General features: G+C 69.3%; 18 protein-coding genes and 1 other RNA gene. 17 read left to right on the top strand and 2 right to left on the bottom strand.

All coding sequences use genetic code 11. The features are described 5' to 3' along the window. Window positions 1-266: 266 nt before the first annotated feature. The 4 genes from SL003B_RS06745 (at window position 267) to SL003B_RS06760 (ending at window position 3,437) form a co-directional block, all read left to right on the top strand. A complete protein-coding gene (locus SL003B_RS06745; RefSeq protein ID WP_013652077.1) occupies window positions 267-959 on the top strand; it encodes a J domain-containing protein in 693 nt (230 codons plus the stop codon). Beyond that, window positions 956-1,717: an N-acetylmuramoyl-L-alanine amidase gene (locus SL003B_RS06750; protein WP_013652078.1), complete on the top strand. Its 762-nt coding sequence runs from the start codon at window positions 956-958 to the stop codon at window positions 1,715-1,717. Before SL003B_RS06745 ends, SL003B_RS06750 begins: the two co-directional genes overlap by 4 nt. A 254-nt stretch (window positions 1,718-1,971) precedes the next feature. After that, window positions 1,972-2,649, top strand: a complete 678-nt coding sequence (locus tag SL003B_RS06755) for a lytic transglycosylase domain-containing protein (RefSeq protein WP_013652079.1) — start codon at window positions 1,972-1,974, stop codon at window positions 2,647-2,649. Between the two features lie 383 nt (window positions 2,650-3,032). After that, the gene (locus SL003B_RS06760) at window positions 3,033-3,437 is read left to right on the top strand and encodes a hypothetical protein (RefSeq protein WP_013652080.1); all 405 of its coding nucleotides are present in this window, start codon (window positions 3,033-3,035) and stop codon (window positions 3,435-3,437) included. Window positions 3,438-3,471: 34 nt separating this feature from the next. Here SL003B_RS06760 and SL003B_RS06765 read toward each other — a convergent pair whose 3' ends face one another. Both SL003B_RS06765 and SL003B_RS06770 read right to left on the bottom strand, forming a co-directional pair. Continuing rightward, window positions 3,472-3,738, bottom strand: coding sequence for a hypothetical protein (locus SL003B_RS06765; RefSeq protein WP_013652081.1), 267 nt, complete (start codon window positions 3,736-3,738; stop codon window positions 3,472-3,474). A gap of 99 nt (window positions 3,739-3,837) precedes the next feature. Continuing rightward, window positions 3,838-5,466 carry a Na/Pi cotransporter family protein gene (locus tag SL003B_RS06770; RefSeq protein ID WP_158306629.1) on the bottom strand — a complete coding sequence of 543 codons (1,629 nt, stop codon included), beginning with the start codon at window positions 5,464-5,466 and terminating at the stop codon, window positions 3,838-3,840. A 150-nt stretch (window positions 5,467-5,616) separates the two neighbouring features. On the opposite strand from SL003B_RS06770, the gene rnpB reads away from it, so the two are divergent. From rnpB to murB, 13 genes are all read left to right on the top strand, one after another. Beyond that, window positions 5,617-6,017: RNase P RNA component class A (rnpB, locus tag SL003B_RS22545), an RNA gene on the top strand. Window positions 6,018-6,378: 361 nt separating this feature from the next. Next, window positions 6,379-6,849 (top strand): division/cell wall cluster transcriptional repressor MraZ, encoded by a 471-nt coding sequence (locus tag SL003B_RS06775; RefSeq protein ID WP_013652083.1) that lies wholly within the window; start codon window positions 6,379-6,381, stop codon window positions 6,847-6,849. After that, window positions 6,846-7,886 carry a 16S rRNA (cytosine(1402)-N(4))-methyltransferase RsmH gene (gene rsmH / locus SL003B_RS06780; RefSeq protein ID WP_013652084.1) on the top strand — a complete coding sequence of 347 codons (1,041 nt, stop codon included), beginning with the start codon at window positions 6,846-6,848 and terminating at the stop codon, window positions 7,884-7,886. The genes SL003B_RS06775 and rsmH overlap by 4 nt, the downstream gene beginning before the upstream one ends. Window positions 7,887-7,890: 4 nt before the next feature. Beyond that, on the top strand, window positions 7,891-8,247 hold the full coding sequence (ftsL, locus tag SL003B_RS06785) for a cell division protein FtsL (protein WP_013652085.1): 357 nt from the start codon (window positions 7,891-7,893) through the stop codon (window positions 8,245-8,247). Window positions 8,248-8,257: 10 nt separating this feature from the next. After that, on the top strand, window positions 8,258-9,973 hold the full coding sequence (locus tag SL003B_RS06790; protein ID WP_013652086.1) for a peptidoglycan D,D-transpeptidase FtsI family protein: 1,716 nt from the start codon (window positions 8,258-8,260) through the stop codon (window positions 9,971-9,973). An 86-nt stretch (window positions 9,974-10,059) separates the two neighbouring features. Further along, window positions 10,060-11,529, top strand: a complete 1,470-nt coding sequence (locus SL003B_RS06795; RefSeq protein ID WP_013652087.1) for a UDP-N-acetylmuramoyl-L-alanyl-D-glutamate--2,6-diaminopimelate ligase — start codon at window positions 10,060-10,062, stop codon at window positions 11,527-11,529. Further along, on the top strand, window positions 11,526-12,956 hold the full coding sequence (locus SL003B_RS06800; RefSeq protein WP_013652088.1) for a UDP-N-acetylmuramoylalanyl-D-glutamyl-2,6-diaminopimelate--D-alanyl-D-alanine ligase: 1,431 nt from the start codon (window positions 11,526-11,528) through the stop codon (window positions 12,954-12,956). Before SL003B_RS06795 ends, SL003B_RS06800 begins: the two co-directional genes overlap by 4 nt. 9 nt (window positions 12,957-12,965) lie before the next feature. Next, a complete protein-coding gene (gene mraY / locus SL003B_RS06805) occupies window positions 12,966-14,051 on the top strand; it encodes a phospho-N-acetylmuramoyl-pentapeptide-transferase (protein ID WP_013652089.1) in 1,086 nt (361 codons plus the stop codon). Window positions 14,052-14,058: 7 nt separating this feature from the next. After that, a complete protein-coding gene (gene murD / locus SL003B_RS06810) occupies window positions 14,059-15,459 on the top strand; it encodes a UDP-N-acetylmuramoyl-L-alanine--D-glutamate ligase (RefSeq protein WP_013652090.1) in 1,401 nt (466 codons plus the stop codon). Continuing rightward, on the top strand, window positions 15,459-16,616 hold the full coding sequence (gene ftsW / locus SL003B_RS06815) for a putative lipid II flippase FtsW (protein ID WP_013652091.1): 1,158 nt from the start codon (window positions 15,459-15,461) through the stop codon (window positions 16,614-16,616). Before murD ends, ftsW begins: the two co-directional genes overlap by 1 nt. Before the next feature lie 11 nt (window positions 16,617-16,627). Beyond that, complete coding sequence (gene murG / locus SL003B_RS06820) at window positions 16,628-17,746, top strand: undecaprenyldiphospho-muramoylpentapeptide beta-N-acetylglucosaminyltransferase (protein ID WP_013652092.1); 1,119 nt, start codon at window positions 16,628-16,630, stop codon at window positions 17,744-17,746. Next, window positions 17,743-19,155 carry a UDP-N-acetylmuramate--L-alanine ligase gene (gene murC, locus SL003B_RS06825; RefSeq protein ID WP_041375415.1) on the top strand — a complete coding sequence of 471 codons (1,413 nt, stop codon included), beginning with the start codon at window positions 17,743-17,745 and terminating at the stop codon, window positions 19,153-19,155. The genes murG and murC overlap by 4 nt, the downstream gene beginning before the upstream one ends. Then, window positions 19,152-20,105, top strand: a complete 954-nt coding sequence (gene murB, locus SL003B_RS06830) for a UDP-N-acetylmuramate dehydrogenase (RefSeq protein WP_013652094.1) — start codon at window positions 19,152-19,154, stop codon at window positions 20,103-20,105. Before murC ends, murB begins: the two co-directional genes overlap by 4 nt. Window positions 20,106-20,207: the final 102 nt, after the last annotated feature.

Here is a 20,207-nt window from a genome sequence, read left to right on the forward strand (position 1 = left end):
CCCGAGTGTCTGCTCGAGGGCAACCCTAGCTGGGGAAGGTTTCGTCAAAGTGAATCGGCAATCCGAAAGAGCGTTGAACCGTGGCTTTTGTCGATACGGGGCCCTGCGGGCGGCCGCATGGGACTTGCGCGGGGCGGGTCGTTGCGGCTAGTCCGGGACCTGCCGGGTCGATCGGCCGAAATCGGGGGCGCGGCCCCAAGTCACCACAGGGGCGGCGCCGACGGCGGCCCGACGTGCCGGAGCATCCTGTCCTTGGGCGTCCTGGAATGAGCGTTTGGACCAGCATTGGGTCGATCGCCGCGGCGGTCGGGACCGGCGGCGCGCAGATCGTCGACCGGCTGATTCAGCTCGTGCTGGCGCGACCGGAGGGAACGCGCACGGTCGGCTTCACCGTGGCGATGGTCGCCCTGTCGGCGAAGATGGCCAAGGCGGACGGGGTGGTGACCACCGACGAGGTGCTGGCCTTCCGCGAGCTGTTCGACATCCCGCCGGGCGAGGAGCGCAACGTGGCGCGCCTGTTCGATCTCGCCAAGCAGGACGTCGCCGGCTTCGAAACCTATGCCAAGAAGCTGGCCGACCTGTTTCCCTACGAGCGCAAGACGCTGATCGACATCCTCGACGGATTGTTCCACATCGCCAAGGCGGACGGGCTCGTGCACGAGGACGAGATTGGCTATCTGGCCCGGGTGGCGGAGATCTTCGGGCTGGATCGGCGGGAGTTCAACAAGGTCCTGGCCCGGCACGTGCGCGAGCGCGGCGATCCTTACGCGGTGCTCGGCCTGGCGCCGCAGGCGAGCGACGACGAGGTGAAGGCGCAGTACCGGCGCGAGGTGCGCGAGACCCATCCCGACACGCTGATCGGTCGCGGCGTGCCGGCGGAATTCGTGCGCATCGCCAACGACCGGCTGGCGGCGCTCAACGCGGCCTATGCCCAGATCTGCGCGGAGAGGGGACTGTGAGCGTCAAGCCGGATTCGGGCCTCGCCCTGAGGGTACACCCCTCGCCGAACCACAATGAGCGCCGCGAGGGCAAGCCGATCGACATGATCGTGCTGCACTACACCGGCATGGCGGACGAGGACGCCGCGCTGAGGCGGCTGTGCGACCCGCGCGCCGAGGTGTCTGCGCATTATTTCGTGCGCGAGACCGGCGACATCCTGCAATGCGTGCCGGAGGCGCGGCGGGCCTGGCATGCCGGCAGGTCGTTCTGGAAGGGCGAGACCGACATCAATTCGCGCTCGATCGGCATCGAGATCGCCAACCCGGGCCACGAATGGGGCTACCGGGATTTCCCCGCCGTGCAGGTCGAGGCGGTGATCGCGTTGTGCCGCGACATCTGCGCCCGCCACGCCATCCCGCCCTGGCGGGTTCTGGCGCATTCGGACGTCGCGCCGCAGCGCAAGGAGGATCCGGGCGAGAAGTTCCCCTGGGAGCGGCTGGCGCGCGCGGGCATCGGCCACCACGTGGCGCCGGCACCGCTCGCCGGCGGACGCTTCTTCCAGGAGGGCGAGGCGGGCCAGCCCGTCGAGGCATTGCAGTCGATGCTGGCGCTCTACGGCTACGACGTGCCGATCTCGGGCGTGTTCGACGCCCGCACCAGGGCGGCGGTGGCCGCGTTCCAGCGCCACTTCCGGCCCGAGCGGGTCGACGGCATCGCCGACGTGTCGACGATCGTCACGCTGCACACGCTGCTGGCGGCGCTGCCGGAGCTCGGCTGACCCGGCGGCGCGGACCGAGGCGCTGCAACGGGGCAGGTCACGAAAGTGCCCGGTCCGGCCCGATTGGCAACAAATTGACGTCAATTTCTGCATAAACTGACGATCAATTCCCCGATTTCCGGGCTGTATTTCCTTAGTTTCTGTAACATTTCGTGATCGATGCGGGCCGATTTTCGTCCCATCGGGCGGGCATTCCTCTGCGCCTTCCCAATGACCCATCCGACGAGACGAAAAGAAAAACGGAGTATGACTGCATGATCCAGTCGCGCATTGCCTTGCGCCGCGCCGGCCTCGGCCTGATCGCCGCCGCCTTCACCTTCAGCGCCGCCCTCGGGCCTGTCGCGGCTGCCAGCGGCGCCGACGCCCAGCCGGCGCAGGACGAGATGCCGCAGATGCAGGAGGTGCTGGTCGAACATCGCCCCGGCAGCCCCCTCGTGCCCGCCCTGCGCCCGGCCGACGAAGAAATCGCCCCGGCGTTGGTCGTCGCCAAGGCCGAGGCAAAGGCCGGCGCGGCGGGCAAGAAGTCCCGCAGCCGCCTTTCGCCGGCCGCTCGCGCGGCCGGAGGCATCGACGAGTTGATCCGCGACGCGGCCCGCAGGCACGGGGTGCCGGTGGACCTCGCCCATGCGGTGGTGCGGGTCGAGAGCAACTACAACCCCAAGGCGCGCGGCAGCGCCGGCGAAGTGGGGCTGATGCAGATCAAGCCGGCTACTGCGCGGGGCATTGGCTACCGGGGCTCGGCCTCGGCGCTCTACGACCCCGCCACCAACCTGGAATGGGGCATGCGCTACCTCGCCGCCGCCCACAAGCTCGCTTCCGGCGACACCTGCGGCACCATCCTGCGCTACAACGCCGGTCATTTCGCCAAGCGCATGAACCCGGTCAGCCGCCGCTACTGCAGCAAGGTCAAGCAGATCCTCGCCTCGACCTGAACGGTCTCCTGCGGTCGGGCGAAGCCCCGCATGCCGCAGTTCCCGGGGCCTGCGCGGGAAACCGCGCAGGCCTCAGACTGCCGACACCCCTCCAGACGCGTCATCCCGCACGCAGCGAAGCGCAGATGCGGGATCGATGAGCCGGGGTCCTGTTGGTCTCCTTTCATTGACACCATCGACACCGTGGCTCTCCGGTTTCGGCTCGCAGTTCACGCTTGGCCGGAATGACAGCGGAGAGGCTGCGGGTGTATCGACACGCCGGGTGGGGCGGAATTCCATTGAAAACGATGACGTTTCTTGGCCTGATGTCGAGGAGGGGCAAGATCAACAAGATGCCCTTGCTGGCCTGACGGTCGGACGGAGCAACGGGGGGAGGACCCGACATGAAAACGATCCTGGCAACGATCTGCGTCCTGCTGCTCGGTTTGGGCAGCGGCAGCGCCTGGGCGGAGGGATCCGGCATGCCGAAATCCATCGCGCCGGTGCTGGCCCAACTTCTGGCGCAGGCGACCGACCAGTCCGGTGCGCAGACCGAGGCGCCGGTGTCCAGGCCCGGCGCGACTCCGGTCTCGCCGGCTCCGCACAAGCCCGGCTCGGCCGTGGCGCAGTCCTGTCCGCCGGCCGATCCGGGGGAGGCTTTCTGTGGCTTCTTCGGCGGCTGGTGCCGTTACTGCGATCAGGACTATCCGCACTACTGTCCTTCGAACGACACCTGCTACCGCTATTTCAGCGACGCGCAGGAGGCTTGCGGCAACAGCTACGTGATCTGCGGCGGGCCGGCGAACTGACCGGGTCGACCGGCCATCGGCCGCGAATCCTCCGTCACCGGGCGGATCCGCTCACGGGGTAATCCGTCCCCTGCCGGTGCGCTTCCGGGCGGCGCGTGCGGTCGCGCAGGCGCAGGCGTGGCGCGATCCACCGCGACAGCGGCACGCTGGCGACGAGGCTCGCGGCGACCACGATTGGGATCAGGATCATGGCGTAGGCGCGCAATTCCGGGATGGCCAGCACGGGAATGATGCCGGCACCGAACAGCACGGCGTTCACCGGCATGAAGACGAGGGCCGAAATGATGGTCTTGGTGCGCATGGGATATCTCCCTGGGTTGCGGGTCCATTGGCAGGCAAACGTCGTTGCCCGGCCGGGGTTCCGTTCCAGGGTGCGCCGAGGCCCGTGGCGGGGCCGAGGCTAGAGTTCCTCCTCGATGGTTTCGCCCAGGCGCGGCCCGGGCTGGACCGGACGGGCGTGGGCCTCGGCGATCGCCTTCTGATGATGGATGATGCGCCAGACATGGTAGGAGACGCGGTGGGCCCAGCGGATGGCGTCCAGCCGCGCGGTCGCCTCCGAGGCTGCCAGTTCGCCTTCGGCCGCCTTCAGGACGATGGTCTCGCGCAGCGCGTGCCGGTCCTCGCGCAGGCGCTTGCGCAGGCGATTGGCGCGGTCCTCGTCGGCACCGGCCACGCCCTGAGCGACGAAATCGCGCAAGGCCTGGCGCAGTTCCTCACCGCGCTTTGCGAGTTCCGGCGTTGCGACCACGGTATAGATGCGGTCTGTCTGGGCGCAGCGCTCGCTCAACCGGTCGAGATGGTCGATGGTATGGATCGCCGCCATGTGGATCGCATGGACGGCCGCCTGGTTCGGCGGCGTCTTGATCCGTTCGGCGAAGCGGCCGATCTCCTCCAGCGCCGACTTGATCTCGAGCATCTCGCGGCGCGGGCTGGCGGCGGAGCGGTCGCGCAACCGCGTCTCGAGCAGGGAAAACAGCGTCGAGGCGGTGTTCGCTGTCGCCGCCTGGAGCGCGTCGAGCGCGGCCGGCGGATCGGCCAGCAGACGGTCGTCGAGCGTGCCGGTCAGGTTCGGCCCCCGGTCCGGCACCAGGCGGATGACGAATTGGGCGAACGGTCGTACCAGGCCGATGATGAGCAGGACACCGAGGACATTGAAGACGGTATGGAAGCCGGCCAGCGCCATCTGCGCCTCGGCCGGAGTGTCGCCGGCGGTCAGCACCTCAATCGTGTGGTGCAGGGGGATGAGCAGCAGGAAGGCGATCGCGCCGGTCAGCAGATTGAAGACCAGATGCGCATAGGCCGTGCGGCGCATCGCGACCGAGCCGCCGAGACCTGCAAGCACGGCGGTGACCGTGGTGCCGACATTCATGCCGATGACCAGGGCGGCGGCCTGGGGAAAGGAGATCGTGCCGGCGCTCATGGCCGCCATCGCGGCCGCGATGCCAGCGGCTGAAGCTTGAGTGATGCCGCTGATCGCTGCACCGGCCAGGATCAGTTGCAAGCGGCCGAGCAGGGTGTCTGGCGGGAAGTCGTCCGGCGTGAAGCTGCCTTCGAGCGCGGCGAGGCCCTGCTGCATGACGTCGAGGCCGATGAACAGCAGCGAGAAGCCGGCAAGGCTTTGACCGATATGGGTCCAGCGGCCCTGGGCGAACATTTTCAGCATGATGCCGATCATCACCAGCGGCATGGCCAGGGTGCCGAGCTGGAGCTTGAAGCCGAGTACCGCGATGACCCAGGCGGTCATCGTCGTGCCGATGTTGGCGCCAAAGATGACGCCGAGCGCCTGCGTGAAGCTCAGCAAGCCGGCGCCGACGAAGCCGACCGCGGCGACCGTCGTGGCGCTGGACGATTGCAGCAGGGCGGTCATGAAGGTGCCGGCGACCACGCCTCTGAGCGGCGTGCTGGTGAAGCGCTGGAGGAAGCGCCGCAGCGCGTTGCCGGCGAGTGCGCGCAGGCCTTCGGTGAGCATTTCCATTCCCAGCAGGAACAGGCCGACGCCGCCGAGCGCGGTCAGGACAGACAGGATCATGGCGCGGACCATACTGCAATCGCGGCGCCTCCGCAGCCCGTGTCGTCCGCTTGTCCACCCGAACGCGCAGCGGGCGGGCCGGCGGCGCCTGGAAAGTTCGCCGGCCGCTCTGGCTTGACCCGCCGCCCGTTCCCACATAAGGCAGCGAAGCCAGTCGGCCGGACGACCGCTGCCGCAAGCGCCGAAAGGCCGCGGGGGAGGAAAGTCCGGGCTCCATGGAAACACGGTGCCGGGTAATGCCCGGCGGGGGCGACCCCAGGGAAAGTGCCACAGAAAGCAAACCGCCGCGACCCTCGGGTGCGCGGCAAGGGTGAAAGGGTGGGGTAAGAGCCCACCGCGCGGCCGGCAACGTCCGCGGCATGGTAAACCCCACCGGGAGCAAGACCGAATAGGGATGGCGCAGGGCCTTCGGGTCCGGGTCGGTTTCCAGGCCGGCCATCCGGGTAGGTTGCGCGAGGCGTCCGGCGACGGGCGTCCCAGATGAATGGTCGTCACGCGCGGGGTTCCGGCCCCGCGCCATACAGAACCCGGCTTACAGGCCGACTGGCATCTTTCTTTTTCACACACCCAGACCGTACCGCAGCGGCGTGCCGCGGACGGCGGCCGACGCAGGGCGTCGGCGCAGGGCCTTTGCTTGCCCCGATTTCACCGCTCGTCAGCGTTTTCTTAACGATGTCGTCGTCTTTGGCAGGGGGCGTCGGGCTGTATGTCCGGAGGGGTTGAATCCATCCGATTCCATTGACGCCCATATTCTCCCATGGTATCCCATATCAACCCGGAAACAGCCGATGGATCCGGTCCGCGTGACGGGATCGGGCGCGGTCAGGCGCACGGCATGGCGCGTGCGGGCGTTTCCAGAAGTGTCCGGACGAGTTGGGGGGTAGGGCCAGAAAGGCCCGGCGAAAGGGGATCATGGCCGGCTTCGTGTCGCATTTTACCAACCGGCTGGACGCGAAGGGGCGTGTGTCGATCCCCGCGCCGTTCCGGGCCGTGCTGGCGCGCGACGGCTACGAAGGGCTCTATTGCATCGCTTCGCCGCATGCGCCGGCCGTGGATGCCGGCGGCAACGAACTGGTCGACGAGATCCAGGCCCGGCTCAACGCCTTCGCCAAGCTGTCGCCCGACCACGACGCGCTTGCGGTGGCGCTGTTCGGCGCCAGCGAGACGCCGAAGATCGACGCCGACGGCCGCATCGTGATTTCGGACATGATCCGCGAGGCGACCGGGGTCAGCGATCAGGTGACCTTCGTCGGCCTCGGCTACAAGTTCCAGATCTGGGAACCGGAACGGTTCCGCGAGCACCGTGCGGAGGCCACGCGCCGGGCGCTCGCCATGCTGTCGGGGCAGACGGCTCCGGCACCCGCGGCAGGAGGACCGGCATGATGGCTGGTCGCGTTACGGACATCGATCCAGACGCTGGCGGACCGGCCCGCCACGTGCCCGTCCTCCTGTCCGCGGTTCTCGACACGCTGCGGCCGGCGGAAGGCGAGGTGATCGTCGACGGCACCTTCGGCGCCGGCGGCTACAGCCGCGCCTTCCTGGAGGCCGGAGCTGCGGTGATCGGCGTCGACCGCGACCCGGACGCGATTGCCGGCGGTCAGGATCTGGTGCGGGCCTCGGGCGGGCGGCTGGTGCTGGTGCCGGGCCGCTTCGCCGACCTCGACGCCCACGCGCGCGCCTGCGGCCACGAGGCCGTCGACGGCGTGGTGCTCGACCTCGGCGTTTCGTCGATGCAGATCGACCAGGCCGAACGCGGCTTCTCCTTCATGCGCGACGGGCCGCTCGACATGCGCATGGAGCAGGCCGGACCAAGCGCGGCCGACGTCGTCAACACGCTGCCGGCCCGGGACCTGACCCGCATCATCGGCCTGCTCGGCGAGGAAAAGCGCGCCGCTGCGGTGGCGCGCGCGATCAGCGAGGCACGCGCGGAAAAACCGTTCACGCGCACCGGCGAACTTGCCGACCTGGTCGAGCGGGTCGTCGGGCGCGCGCCGAAGAAGGCGCATATCCATCCGGCGACGCGGACGTTCCAAGCGCTGCGCATCTACGTCAACGGCGAACTGCACCAGGCGGCCGAGGCGCTGACGGCGGCCGAGCGGATCCTGCGGCCGGGCGGCCGGCTGGTCGTGGTCAGCTTCCACAGCCTGGAGGACCGCATCGTCAAGCGCTTCCTCGCCGACCGCACGCGGGTGCGCGCCGGCGGGTCGCGCCACCTGCCGGAGGCGGAGGTGCCGCCGGCGACCTTCGAATTGCTGGTCAAGGGCGCGGTCGAGGCCGACGAGGCCGAGACCTCAGCCAATCCGCGCGCGCGCTCGGCGCGGCTGCGTGCGGCGCGACGCACCGCGGCGCCGGCACGCGGCCTCGACATCCATGCGGTCGGCGTCCCGCATCTGGCGGATTTTCACGGACTTGGGGGCTGAGGGGATGGGGCGCTACCTGAATTTCGTGTTCATTCTGGCGGTGCTGCTCGGAGCGGGCACGGTCTACGACATGAAGATGGCCGCCGAGCGTTCGGCCGAGCGGATCGCCGCGCTCAAGCGGCAGATCGCCGACGAGCGCGAGGCGATCCGCGTGCTGAAGGCGGAATGGAGCATCCTCAACCAGCCGGACCGGCTGCAGGGGCTGGTCGAACGCTACAATGCCTATCTGCAGCTGCAGCCGCTGGAGGCGGAGCAGATCGTGTCGCCCGAGGACCTGCCGATGCGGCCGGTCATGCTCGAACCCATCCGCAGCGACGGCAGCCTCGGCGGCTATGCCGGCACGACGACGGTGATCCGGTGAGGAACGGGCGATGACGACCGCGGCCAGCGAACCGACCTCCTTCCTGCAGATCCGCCGCAGCCAGCCGCGCGTCGGCGCCGGCTCGATCTCGTCGGGCGCGGTCCGGTCGCGCGTCTACCTGGCCATGGCCGCCTTCGCGGCGGTGTACCTGCTGATCGGCGGACGTCTGGTGCTGCTCGCCCAGATGGACGAGACGCCGGCGGCCGAATTCATCTCCGCCCAAGATGCCGTCGCGGCCTCGCGGCCCGACCTCGTCGACCGCAACGGCGAGATCCTGGCCACCGACATCAGGACCGCCTCGGTCTATGCCGAGCCGCGCAAGATCGTCGACGTCGAGGAAGTGCTGGAGGGCCTGGGCAGCGTCTTCCCCGAGCTCAACAGCGACACCATGCGCCAGCGCCTGTCCAGCCGGGCCGGCTTCATCTGGCTGAAGCGTGAGATCAGCCCGGCCCAGCAGCAGGCTATCCACCGTCTCGGCCTGCCCGGCATCGGCTTCCTGTGGGAAAAACAGCGCTTCTATCCGGGCGGGCCGACCGCCGGCCACATCGTCGGCTCGGTCAACATCGACAACCAGGGCCTGGCCGGCATGGAGAAGCACGTCGACGACGCCTGGCTGTCGGACCTGCGCTCGATCGGCTTCGCCTCGGACCGGCCGATGGAGCCGGTGCGCCTCGCCGTCGACCTGCGCGTCCAGCATGTGGTGCGCGACGAACTGGCCAAGGCGATGGAGCGCTACCAGGCGATCGCCGCCGTCGGCATCGTGCTCGACGCGCACACCGGCGAGGTGGTCGCCATGTCGTCGCTGCCGGACTACGACCCCAACAACCGCGAGGAGGCGCTCGACAAGGACAAGCTGAACCGGGCGACCGGCGGCGTGTTCGAGATGGGCTCGGTGTTCAAGACCTTTACCACCGCCATGGCGCTCGATTCGGGCCGCGTGTCGATGCGCGACAGCTTCGACGCCACCCGCCCGATCCGTGCCGGCGGGCGGACGATCTCGGATTTCCACGGGAAAAACCGCATTCTGTCGGTGCCGGAGATCTTCATCTATTCGTCCAACATCGGCACCGCGAAAATGATGCTGGCGACCGGCATCGACGAGCAGCAGGCGTTCCTGAAGAAGCTCGGCATGACCGAGCGCCTGCCGACCGAACTGCCGGAGAACGCGACGCCGCTGCTGCCCAAGCGCTGGGGCGAACTGGCGGCCATCACGGTCTCCTTCGGCCACGGCATCTCGGTCACGCCGATGCAGACCGCTGTCGCTGCGGCGGCGCTGGTGAATGGCGGCCGGCTGATCCCTCCGACCTTTCTGCCGCGCGACGAGCAGACGGCCAACAGCTTGGCAACGCGGGTGATTTCCGAAGAGGCGAGCCGCGCCATGCGCTACCTGTTCCGCCTCAACGTGCTGTCGGGATCGGGCAAGCGGGCCGAGGTGCCGGGCTATCTGGTCGGCGGCAAGACCGGTACGGCGGAAAAGGTCGAGAACGGCCGCTACGTGAGCAACAAGCGGCGCAACTCGTTCCTGTCCGCGTTCCCGATGGACGATCCGCGCTATGTCGTTCTGGTGGTTCTGGACGAACCGAAACCGGAGCGCGAGGGGCTCGCCGCGACGGCCGGGCTGAACACCGCGCCGGTGACCGGCGCCATCATCCGGCGCGCGGCACCCATGCTCGGCGTGCTGCCGCAGTTCGGAGAGGGGGCTGAAACGATCGAGATTTCCTATTAAATGGCGCGGGCCGGAGCGCGGGGTCGCAGCCGCAGGACGCTCCGGACCGGCCTTCCGACGGCGCACGAACCGGACGCAACGATGACATGCATCTAGACAGCCTCGCGGCCGACCTCGGCCTGCCGCATCCGCCGCCCACCCTTTCCGTTTCCGGCCTGACCGCTGACAGCCGACAGGTCCGCCCCGGTTTCCTGTTCGCCGCGCTGCAGGGCACCGCCGTCGACGGCTGGCGGTTCGTGCCCAGGGCCCTGGAACAGGGCGCGGTTGCCGTGCTGACCGACGCGCAGGGTGCTGCTGCGCTTGCCGGCACGATGCCGGACAGCGTTCCCGTCCTGGTTGCCCAGGACGCCCGCCGGGCGCTGGCGCTGATGGCGGCGCGCTTCTACGGCCGCCAACCGAACACGATGGTCGCGGTCACCGGCACCAGCGGCAAGACCTCCGTCGCCCATTTCGTTCGCCAGATCTTCGAGCATGCCGGCCACGCCTCGGCCAGCCTCGGCACCATCGGTACGGTGACATCGAGGGGGCGCGCCTATGGTGGGCTGACCACGCCCGACCCGGTGTCGCTGCACGCCGAACTGGCCCGCCTGGCCGACGAGGGCATTACCCACGCCGCGCTGGAGGCGTCGAGCCATGGGCTCGAGCAACACAGGCTCGACGGCGTGCGGCTTGTCGCCGGCGCCTTCACCAACCTCGGCCGCGACCACATGGATTATCACGCCACCGAAGAAGACTACCTGCAGGCCAAGCTGCGGTTGTTCCGCGACCTGCTGCCTGCCGGCGGAAGCGTCGTCGTCGATCCGGGCGAGCGCTGCGCCGACCGGGTGCTGGCGGTGGCCCGCGAGCGCGGCCTGCACATCTTCACGGTCGGCGAACGCGGCGCGGACCTGCGCCTGACCGGCCTGCGCCATTCCGGCTTCAGCCAGGAACTGACCGTCGAGACGCCGCGCGGCGACTACAAGATTTCGCTGCCCCTTGCCGGTCGCTTCCAGGTTTCCAACGCGCTGATCGCCGCCGGCCTCGCGATCACCGCCGGCGAGGCGACCGGCGCCGTGCTGCGCGCGCTGGAGGATCTGGAAGGCGCGCCCGGCCGGCTGGAACTGGTCGGGCGCAAGGCCAACGGCGCGCTCGTCTTCGTCGACTACGCCCACAAGCCGGACGCGCTGGAAAACGCGCTCGCCGCGCTGCGGCCGTTCACCTGCGGCCGGCTTTTCGTCGTCATCGGCGCCGGCGGCGACCGGGATCCCGGCAAGCGTCCGCTGATGGGAGCCGCCGCCGCCCGCCATGCCGACGTGGTCATCGTCACCGACGACAACCCGCGCAGCGAGGATCCCGCCGCGATCCGCAAGGCGGTGCTGGCCGGTGCGCCGGACGCGCTCGAGATCGGCGACCGGGGCGCTGCGATCGCCGAGGCGGTAGCTCGGCTCGAGGCGGGCGACGTGCTGTGCGTTGCCGGCAAGGGCCATGAAACGGGCCAAATCGTCGGCGACACGGTGCTTCCCTTTTCCGATCACGACGCCGTGCGCGCCGCCCTCGATACAGGAGACAAGGCATGACCCAACCGCTGTGGACCCGCGACGCCTTCGTCGACGCGACCGGCGGGAGCGTGCTGGGCGACGTGCCGGGGGCAATCGGCGGCATTTCCATCGACAGCCGCACGCTGCAGCCGGGTGATGCCTTCGTCGCCATCGAGGGCGAGCGCTTCGACGGCCACGATTTCGTCGCCGCGGCGCTGGAAGCCGGCGCCGCCCTTGCCCTCGTTGCCCGCGACCGGCTCGAGCGCCTCCCGGCGGACGGACGCTACGTCGTCGTCGACGATCCGCTTGAGGCCCTGCGCGGCCTCGCCCGCGCGGCGCGGGCACGCAGCCATGCCCGCATCGTCGCGGTCACCGGCTCGGTCGGCAAGACCGGCACCAAGGAGGCCCTGCGCCTTGCGCTCGAGCGCTCGGGCCGCACCCACGCCTCCGTCGCCTCGTTCAACAACCACTGGGGCGTGCCGCTGACGCTCGCGCGCATGCCCGCGGATACGGACTACGGCGTGTTCGAGATCGGCATGAACCACGCCGGCGAGATCACGCCGCTGGTCGCGCTGGTGCGCCCGCATGTCGCCATCATCACCACCGTGCAGCCGGTGCACCTGGAATTCTTCGGCTCGGTGGAAAAGATCGCCCAGGCCAAGGCCGAGATCTTCACCGGCCTGGAACCCGGCGGCGTCGCCATTCTCAACCGCGACAACGCCCAGTTCGACCTTCTGACCTTCCTGGCGAGGAACGCCGGCGTGACCGAGATCCGCACCTTCGGCGAGGACCCGCAGGCCGACGCCTTTCCCCAGCGCGTCGCCATGCAGACCGGCAGTTCCTCGATCCAGGCGCGCGTCCTCGGCCAGGACATCACCTACAAGATCGGTGCTCCGGGGCGCCACCTGGTCAAGAACAGCCTCGCCGTGTTGCTCGCCGTGGTCGAACTCGGCGCCGACCTGGCGCTCGCCGGCATCGCGCTCGGCGATCTCAGCGCGCCGAAGGGGCGCGGTGCGCAGACGCGCCTGCGGCTGCCGGCGGGCGTCGCCACGCTGATCGACGAGAGCTACAACGCCAATCCGGCCTCCATGCGCGCCGCCCTGCAGGTGCTCGGCGACGCCCAGGTGTCGCCGCCGGGCCGGCGCATTGCCGTGCTCGGCGACATGCGCGAACTCGGCGAAGCTGCCGACACGCTTCACGCCGGGCTGATCGAGCCGGTCACCGCGGCCCGCGTCGACCTGGTCTATTGCGCCGGTCCGCACATGCGCCGGCTGTGGGAACTGCTGCCGGTGCATCGGCGCGCAGCCTATGCGGAGGAGGCGGCGGGGCTCGCGGCCATGCTCAAGGAGGACCTCCGGCCGGGCGATGTGGTGATGATCAAGGGATCGCTCGGCACGCGCATGGGCCCCCTTGTCGAAGCGCTCAAGCAGGAATATCCCGCTGCGGACGAATCCGTGGCGGCCTAGGGAATCCACATGTTCTATTTTCTCGGCGAACTGTCCGGCCAGATTTCTGCGCTGAACGTCTTCAAGTACATCACGTTCCGCACCGGGGGCGCGATCATGACGGCGCTGCTGTTCGTGTTCCTGTTCGGGCCGAAGATCATCTCCAGCCTGCGGCTTCGCCAGGGCAAGGGGCAGCCGATCCGCGAGGACGGGCCGCAGAGCCATCTGCTGACCAAGAAAGGCACGCCGACCATGGGCGGCCTGATGATCCTGTCCGGGATGATCGTCGCCACGCTGCTATGGGCCGACCTGACCAGCCCCTATGTCTGGATCGTGCTCGGGGTGACCGTCGGCTTCGGCCTGATCGGCTTCTACGACGACTACCTGAAGGTGACCAAGTCCAGCCACAAGGGCTTCGGCGGCAAGGCCCGGCTCGGACTCGAGTTCGCCATCGCCGGCCTTGCGGCCTATGCCGTGACCCTGCTCGACAGCGGGCCGTTCTCGACCTCGATCGCTTTCCCCTTCCTCAAGGACCTCGTCCTCAATCTCGGCATCCTGTTCATTCCCTTCGCCGCCTTTGTCGTCGTCGGCGCGGGCAATGCGGTCAACCTGACCGACGGCCTCGACGGCCTCGCCATCGTGCCGGTGATGATCGCCTCGGCCTCCTTCGCCATGATCGCCTACCTGTCCGGCAACGCAGTGTTCGCCGAATACCTGCAGATCCACCACGTCGCTGGCACCGGTGAACTGGCCGTGCTGTGCGGCGCGGTGATCGGCGCCGGGCTCGGCTTCCTGTGGTTCAACGCACCTCCGGCGGCGATCTTCATGGGCGACACCGGCTCGCTCGCCCTCGGCGGCATGATCGGCGCGATCGCGGTCGCCACCAAGCACGAGATCGTGCTCGCCATCATTGGCGGCCTGTTCGTGCTGGAGGCGGTATCGGTGATCGTGCAGGTGATCTCGTTCAAGCTGACCGGCAAGCGGGTATTCAAGATGGCGCCGATCCACCATCATTTCGAACATCTCGGCTGGACCGAGTCGCAGGTGGTGATCCGGTTCTGGATCATCGCCGTGGTGCTCGCCCTGATCGGGCTGGCGACGCTCAAGCTGCGGTGAGGCGACGATGATCCCCGTGACCAGCTTCGCAGGACGGACGGTCGCTCTCTTCGGGCTCGGCGGCTCGGGGATGGCGACGGCCGAGGCGCTGCGGGCCGGCGGAGCCGAGGTGCGCGCATGGGACGATGCTCCGGCACGCGTCGCGGAAGCGGCGGCCAGGGGGGTGGTCACCGAGGATCTGCGCAACGCCGACTGGTCGACCTTCGCCGCACTGGTGTTGGCGCCGGGCGTGGCGCTGACCCATCCGAAACCGCACTGGAGCGTCGAACTCGCCCGGACGGCCGGCGTCGAGGTGATCGGCGACATAGAGCTGTTCTGCCGCGAGCGGCGGCGGATCTGCCCGGACGCGCCGCTGATCGCCATCACCGGCACCAACGGCAAGTCGACCACGACGGCGCTGATCGCGCATCTGCTGAAGACCCTCGGCCTCGACGTCCAGATGGGCGGAAACATCGGCACGCCGGTGCTGGACCTTGCGCCGCTGCAGCCGGGACGGCACTACGTAGTCGAGTGCTCGTCCTATCAGATCGACCTCGCGCCGAGCATCGAACCCACAGTCGGCATCCTGATGAACCTGTCGCCGGACCATCTCGACCGGCACGGCACGATGGAGAACTATGCCGCCATCAAGGAGCGGCTGGTCGCCGGCAGCCGGACGGCGGTCGTCGGCGTCGACGACCGGTTCAGCGAGGCGATCGCCGACCGGATCGCCCGCGCGGGCGTGCGTGTCCGGCGCATCTCCGGCCATCTGCCGCAGGCCGACGGGGTATTCGCAGAGGGCTCGCGGCTGGTGGAGGCCGACAGCGGCGCGCAGACGCTCGGCGCCGATCTCGCCGGCATCGGCGCGCTGCGCGGGCGCCACAATGCGCAGAACGCTGCGGCCGCCTTCGCGGCGCTGCGTGCGCTCGGGCTGTCCGCGGCGCGCATCGCCGGCGCGCTCGTCAGCTTTCCGGGCCTCGCCCACCGCATGCAGATCGTCGCGCGCAGCGGTCGCATCCTGTTCATCAACGATTCCAAGGCGACCAACGCCGATGCCGCTGCCTGGGCGCTGGCCAGCTACGACCGTATCTACTGGATCGCCGGCGGCAAGCCGAAATCCGGCGGCATCGAGCCGCTGGCCGACTATTTCCCGCGCATCGCCAGAGCCTATCTCATCGGCGAGGCAGCCGAGGCCTTCGCCAAGACGCTCGACGGCCGCGTCGCGCACGAGATCTGCGGCACTCTCGACGTGGCGGTCAGCCGTGCCGCGGCCGATGCCGCCGACGATCCGGCCGGGGAGGTCGCGGTGCTGCTGTCGCCGGCCTGCGCCTCCTTCGACCAGTATCCGAACTTCGAGGTGCGCGGCGACGCCTTCGTCGCTGCCGTCAATGCTCTGGACATGGTCCGAAAGTCCCGGGAGGTCGCCTGATGGTCAGCCGCGCCGATCGCAGTCCCCTGGCCGAATGGCTCTGGACGGTCGATCACTATCTGCTTGCGGGCTTCATCCTGCTCATGATCGGCGGCGTCGTGCTGTCCTTCGCCGCCAGCCCGCCGGTGGCCGAGCGCATCGGACTCGACAGCTACTATTTCGTCAAGCGCCAGGCGATGTTCCTGATCCCGGGCCTGATCGTCCTGCTCGGCTGTTCGCTGCTGTCGCCGCGCATGGTGCGCCGGCTGGCGCTGGCGGTGTTCATCGGCGCGCTGGTGCTCATGGTTGCGACACTGTTCCTCGGCGTCGAGGTCAAGGGCGCGCGGCGGTGGATCTCCATCCTCGGCGTCTCCGTCCAGCCGTCGGAGTTCCTGAAGCCGGCCTTCGTGGTGCTGGTCGCCTTCCTGCTGTCGGAAAGCGGGCGGCGGCGCGAGGTGCCGGGCGCGCTGTTCGCCGCGCTGCTGTTCGGCATGAGCGCGGCGCTGCTGGTGGCCCAGCCGGATTTCGGCCAGACCATGTTGCTCGGCCTGGTGTGGACCGCCCTGTTCTTCCTCAACGGCCTGCCATGGCTGGCGATCGTCGCGCTCGGCGTCGCCGGCGTCGTGGGGCTCGGATCGGCCTATTTCCTCCTGCCGCACGTGACCGCGCGCGTGAACCGGTTCCTCGATCCGTCGTCGGGCGACACCTACCAGATCGACACGGCGATGGAGTCCTTCCTCGCCGGCGGTTGGTGGGGCAAGGGTCCGGGCGAGGGCATGGTGAAGCGCATCCTGCCGGACAGCCACACCGACTTCATCTTCGCGGTGGTGGCCGAGGAATTCGGCATCATCGTCTGCCTGCTGCTGGTGGCGGTGTTCGCCTTTGTGGTGCTGCGCGGCCTGTCCCACGCTGGTCGCGACCAGGACGCCTTCGGCCGCCTGGCGACGGCCGGCCTCGTCGTCCTGTTCGGCCTGCAGGCAACGATCAACCTGGCCGTCAACCTGAACCTGATGCCGGCCAAGGGCATGACGCTGCCGTTCATTTCCTATGGCGGCTCGTCGCTGCTGTCGACGGCGCTGACCGCGGGCATGATCCTGGCGTTGACGCGGCGGCGACCGCGGCCGGTGCATTCCGAGAGCGTCACCATCAGCCGGCTGTCGCCGTCGAGCCTGATCTAGGCGGCCGGCCGATGCGCGGAACCATCCTCCTCACCGCTGGCGGCACCGGCGGCCACCTGTTCCCGGCCCAGGCTCTTGCGGGCGAACTTGCCCGGCGCGGCTGGAGCGTGGATCTCGCGACCGACGAGCGTGCGGACCAGTACGGCCAGCCGTTCCCGGCCCGCACAGTCCATATCATCGCGTCCGAGACGCTGCGCGCCCGCACCCCTGTGGCGATGCTGCGCACCGCACTCAGCCTGGCGCGCGGCACCGCGCAGGCGATCGGCGTGATCCGGCGCACGCGTCCGGCCGCCGTCGTCGGCTTCGGCGGCTATCCGACCTTTCCGCCGATGCTTGCGGCCCGGCTGACCGGCACGCCGTCGATCCTGCACGAGGCCAATGCCGTCATGGGCCGCGCCAACCGGATGCTCGCCCGGGGCGTGAAGGCGGTCGCGACCAGCGTTCCGATCGCCGGCCTTCCCGAAGCGATCGCGGCCAGGACGGAAGAGACCGGCAATCCGGTGAGACCGGCCGTCATCGAGGCGGCGGGCCGACCTTATTGCGCTCCGGATCCGGACGGGCCGTTCCACCTCCTGGTGTTCGGCGGCTCTCAGGGCGCGCGGTTCTTCTCCGACCTCGTACCGCCGGCGCTGGAACGGCTTTCGGAGGACCTGCGCCGGCGGCTTCGGCTGGTGCAGCAGTGCCGGCCCGAAGACCTGGAGCGGGTGCGCGCCGCCTACGACCGGCTGGGTGTCGAGGCCGAGTTGGCCGCGTTCTTCGGCGACTTGCCGCAGCGCATCGGCGCGGCGCATCTGGTGGTGTGCCGGTCGGGCGCTTCGTCGGTGAGCGAACTGGCGGTGATCGGCCGTCCGGCGATCCTGGTGCCGCTGCCGCATGCGCTCGACCAGGACCAGAGCGCCAACGCCGCGGTTCTGGAGCGCGCCGGCGCGGCCTGGCCAGTGGCGCAGAAGGATCTCGACGCCGATCGCCTGGCCGGCGATCTGGCGCGGCTGATGCAGGCGCCGAAGGCGCTTGCGGCTGCGGCGGCGGCTGCGCGTGCGAACGGAAAGCCCGATGCGGTCGCCCGGCTCGCCGATCTGGTCGAGCGGATCGCCGCGGGCGGGAACACGAGAAAAGGAGACGGCGGATGAAAATGCCGCGCGAACTGGGCCCGGTGCATTTCGTCGGCATCGGCGGCATCGGCATGAGCGGCATCGCCGAGGTGCTGCACACCCTGGGCTACACGGTCCAGGGCTCCGACATGAGCGAGAACGCCAATGTCGCGCGGCTGCGCGAGAAGGGCATCAGGATCGCCATCGGCCATGCGGCGGAAAACCTCGGCGGGGCGGAAGTGCTGGTCGTGTCCTCGGCGATCCGGCGCGACAACCCGGAACTGGTCGCAGCACGCGAGAAGCTCATTCCGGTCGTGCGCCGAGCCGAGATGCTGGCCGAGCTGATGCGCTTCAAGCAGGCGATCGCCATCGGGGGCACACACGGCAAGACCACCACGACCTCGCTGATCGCCGCCCTGCTGGACGCCGGCGGGCTCGACCCGACGGTGATCAACGGCGGCATCATCAACGCCTACGGCACCAACGCGCGCATGGGCGCGGGCGACTGGATGGTGGTCGAGGCCGACGAGAGCGACGGCACGTTCGTCAAGCTGCCGGCCGACGTCGCCGTCGTCACCAACATCGATCCGGAACACCTCGATCACTACGGCGACTTCGCCGGCGTGCGCGCCGCCTTCCGCCATTTCGTCGAGAACGTGCCGTTCTACGGCTTCGCGGTCATGTGTCTCGACCATCCCGAGGTGCAGTCGCTGGTCGGCCAGATCGAGGACAAGCGCATCGTCACCTACGGCGCCAACCCGCAGGCCGACGTGCGCTTCACCGACGTCGCCATGGTCGGCGGCCGATCGACCTTCTCCGTCCGCTTCCAGGACCGGCGTACCGGCGAGACCGGCACGCTGAGCAATCTGGTGCTGCCGATGCCCGGCCTGCACAACGTCGCCAACGCCGCCGCGGCCATTGCCGTCGCGCACGAGCTCGGCGTCGACAGCGAGGCGATCCGCAAGGGGCTGGCCGGCTTCGGCGGCGTCAAGCGGCGCTTCACCTATACCGGCAGTTGGAACGGCGTCGAGATCTTCGACGACTACGGCCACCATCCGGTCGAGATCCGCGCCGTGCTGCACGCTGCGCGCGAGACCGCGAAGGGCCGCGTCATCGCGGTCGTGCAGCCGCACCGCTACAGCCGCCTCGCCAGCCTGTTCGACGACTTCTCGACCTGCTTTAACGATGCCGACACGGTGATCGTGGCGCCGGTCTATGCGGCCGGCGAACAGCCGATCGAGGGCGCCGGCCGCGACGACCTCGTCACGGGCCTCAAGACCCGCGGCCACCGCTCGGTGTTCGCACTCGAAGGTCCGGAGGCGCTCGCCGCGCTCGTCGCCGAACACGCGCGGCCGGGCGACTATGTCGTCTGCCTCGGCGCCGGCACGATCACCCAGTGGGCGCACGCCCTGCCGGCCCAGCTCGCCGCGCTCGGAGGCGTGCGGTGAGCTTTCCCGACCTCCTGGCGACCCTCGGCGACTGGCTTGCCGGCGTGCGCGGCAAGTTGACCGCCAACCAGCCGCTCGCCGCCGTCACCTGGCTGCGCGTCGGCGGACCGGCGCAGCTGCTGTTCCAACCGGCCGACGAGGACGACCTCGCGCTGTTCCTCGCTGCGTTGCCGGAGGAGATCCCGGTGCTGCCGATCGGCCTCGGGTCCAACCTGCTGGTGCGCGACGGCGGCATCGAGGGCGTCGTCGTGCGCCTGACCGGCAAGGGTTTCGGCACCGTCGAGGTGCTGGACGGCGCGCGCCTGCGCATCGGGGCCGCAGTCCCCGACAAGCGCGTGGCCGAGGCGGCGGCGGAGGCCGGCATCGGCGGCTTTTCGTTCTACGCCGGCATTCCGGGCGCGCTCGGCGGCGCGCTGCGCATGAACGCCGGCGCCCACGGCACGGAGACCTGCCAGCGGCTGGTCGAGCTCGCCGCGCTCGACCGGCGCGGCAACCGGATCGTCCTGAGCAACGCCGACATGGGCTATTCCTACCGCCACAGCGCGGTGCCAGCCGACCTCATATTCACAGGCGCGGTGCTTGCCGGCACGCCGCAGGCGGAAGTCGAAATCCGCGCCGAGATGGCCGAGGTCGCCGCCCACCGCGAGCGCGCGCAGCCAATCCGCGAGAAGACCGGCGGCTCGACCTTCAAGAACCCGCCCGGCACATCCGCGTGGAAGGAGATCGACGCGGCCGGCTGTCGCGGCCTGCAGATCGGCGGCGCGCGCATGTCCGACATGCACTGCAACTTCATGATCAATACCGGCGACGCGACCGCCTTCGACCTGGAGTTGCTCGGCGAGACGGTGCGCCGGCGCGTGCGCGCCCACAGCGGCATCTGCCTGGAATGGGAGATCAAGCGCCTCGGCCGCTTTCTGCCCGGGCAAGGGGTGACGCCCTTTCTCGACTGACGACGCGCCGTGGCGCGCCGGCGCGGGAATCGTCGGTAAATTTTTTCCTTAACCGAGTAGTTAACGGTTCCTTACCGATTTGCCGTCAAAAAGAGTGGCGGG

Source organism: Polymorphum gilvum SL003B-26A1, assembly GCF_000192745.1.
GTDB classification, from domain to species: Bacteria; Pseudomonadota; Alphaproteobacteria; order Rhizobiales; family Stappiaceae; genus Polymorphum; species Polymorphum gilvum.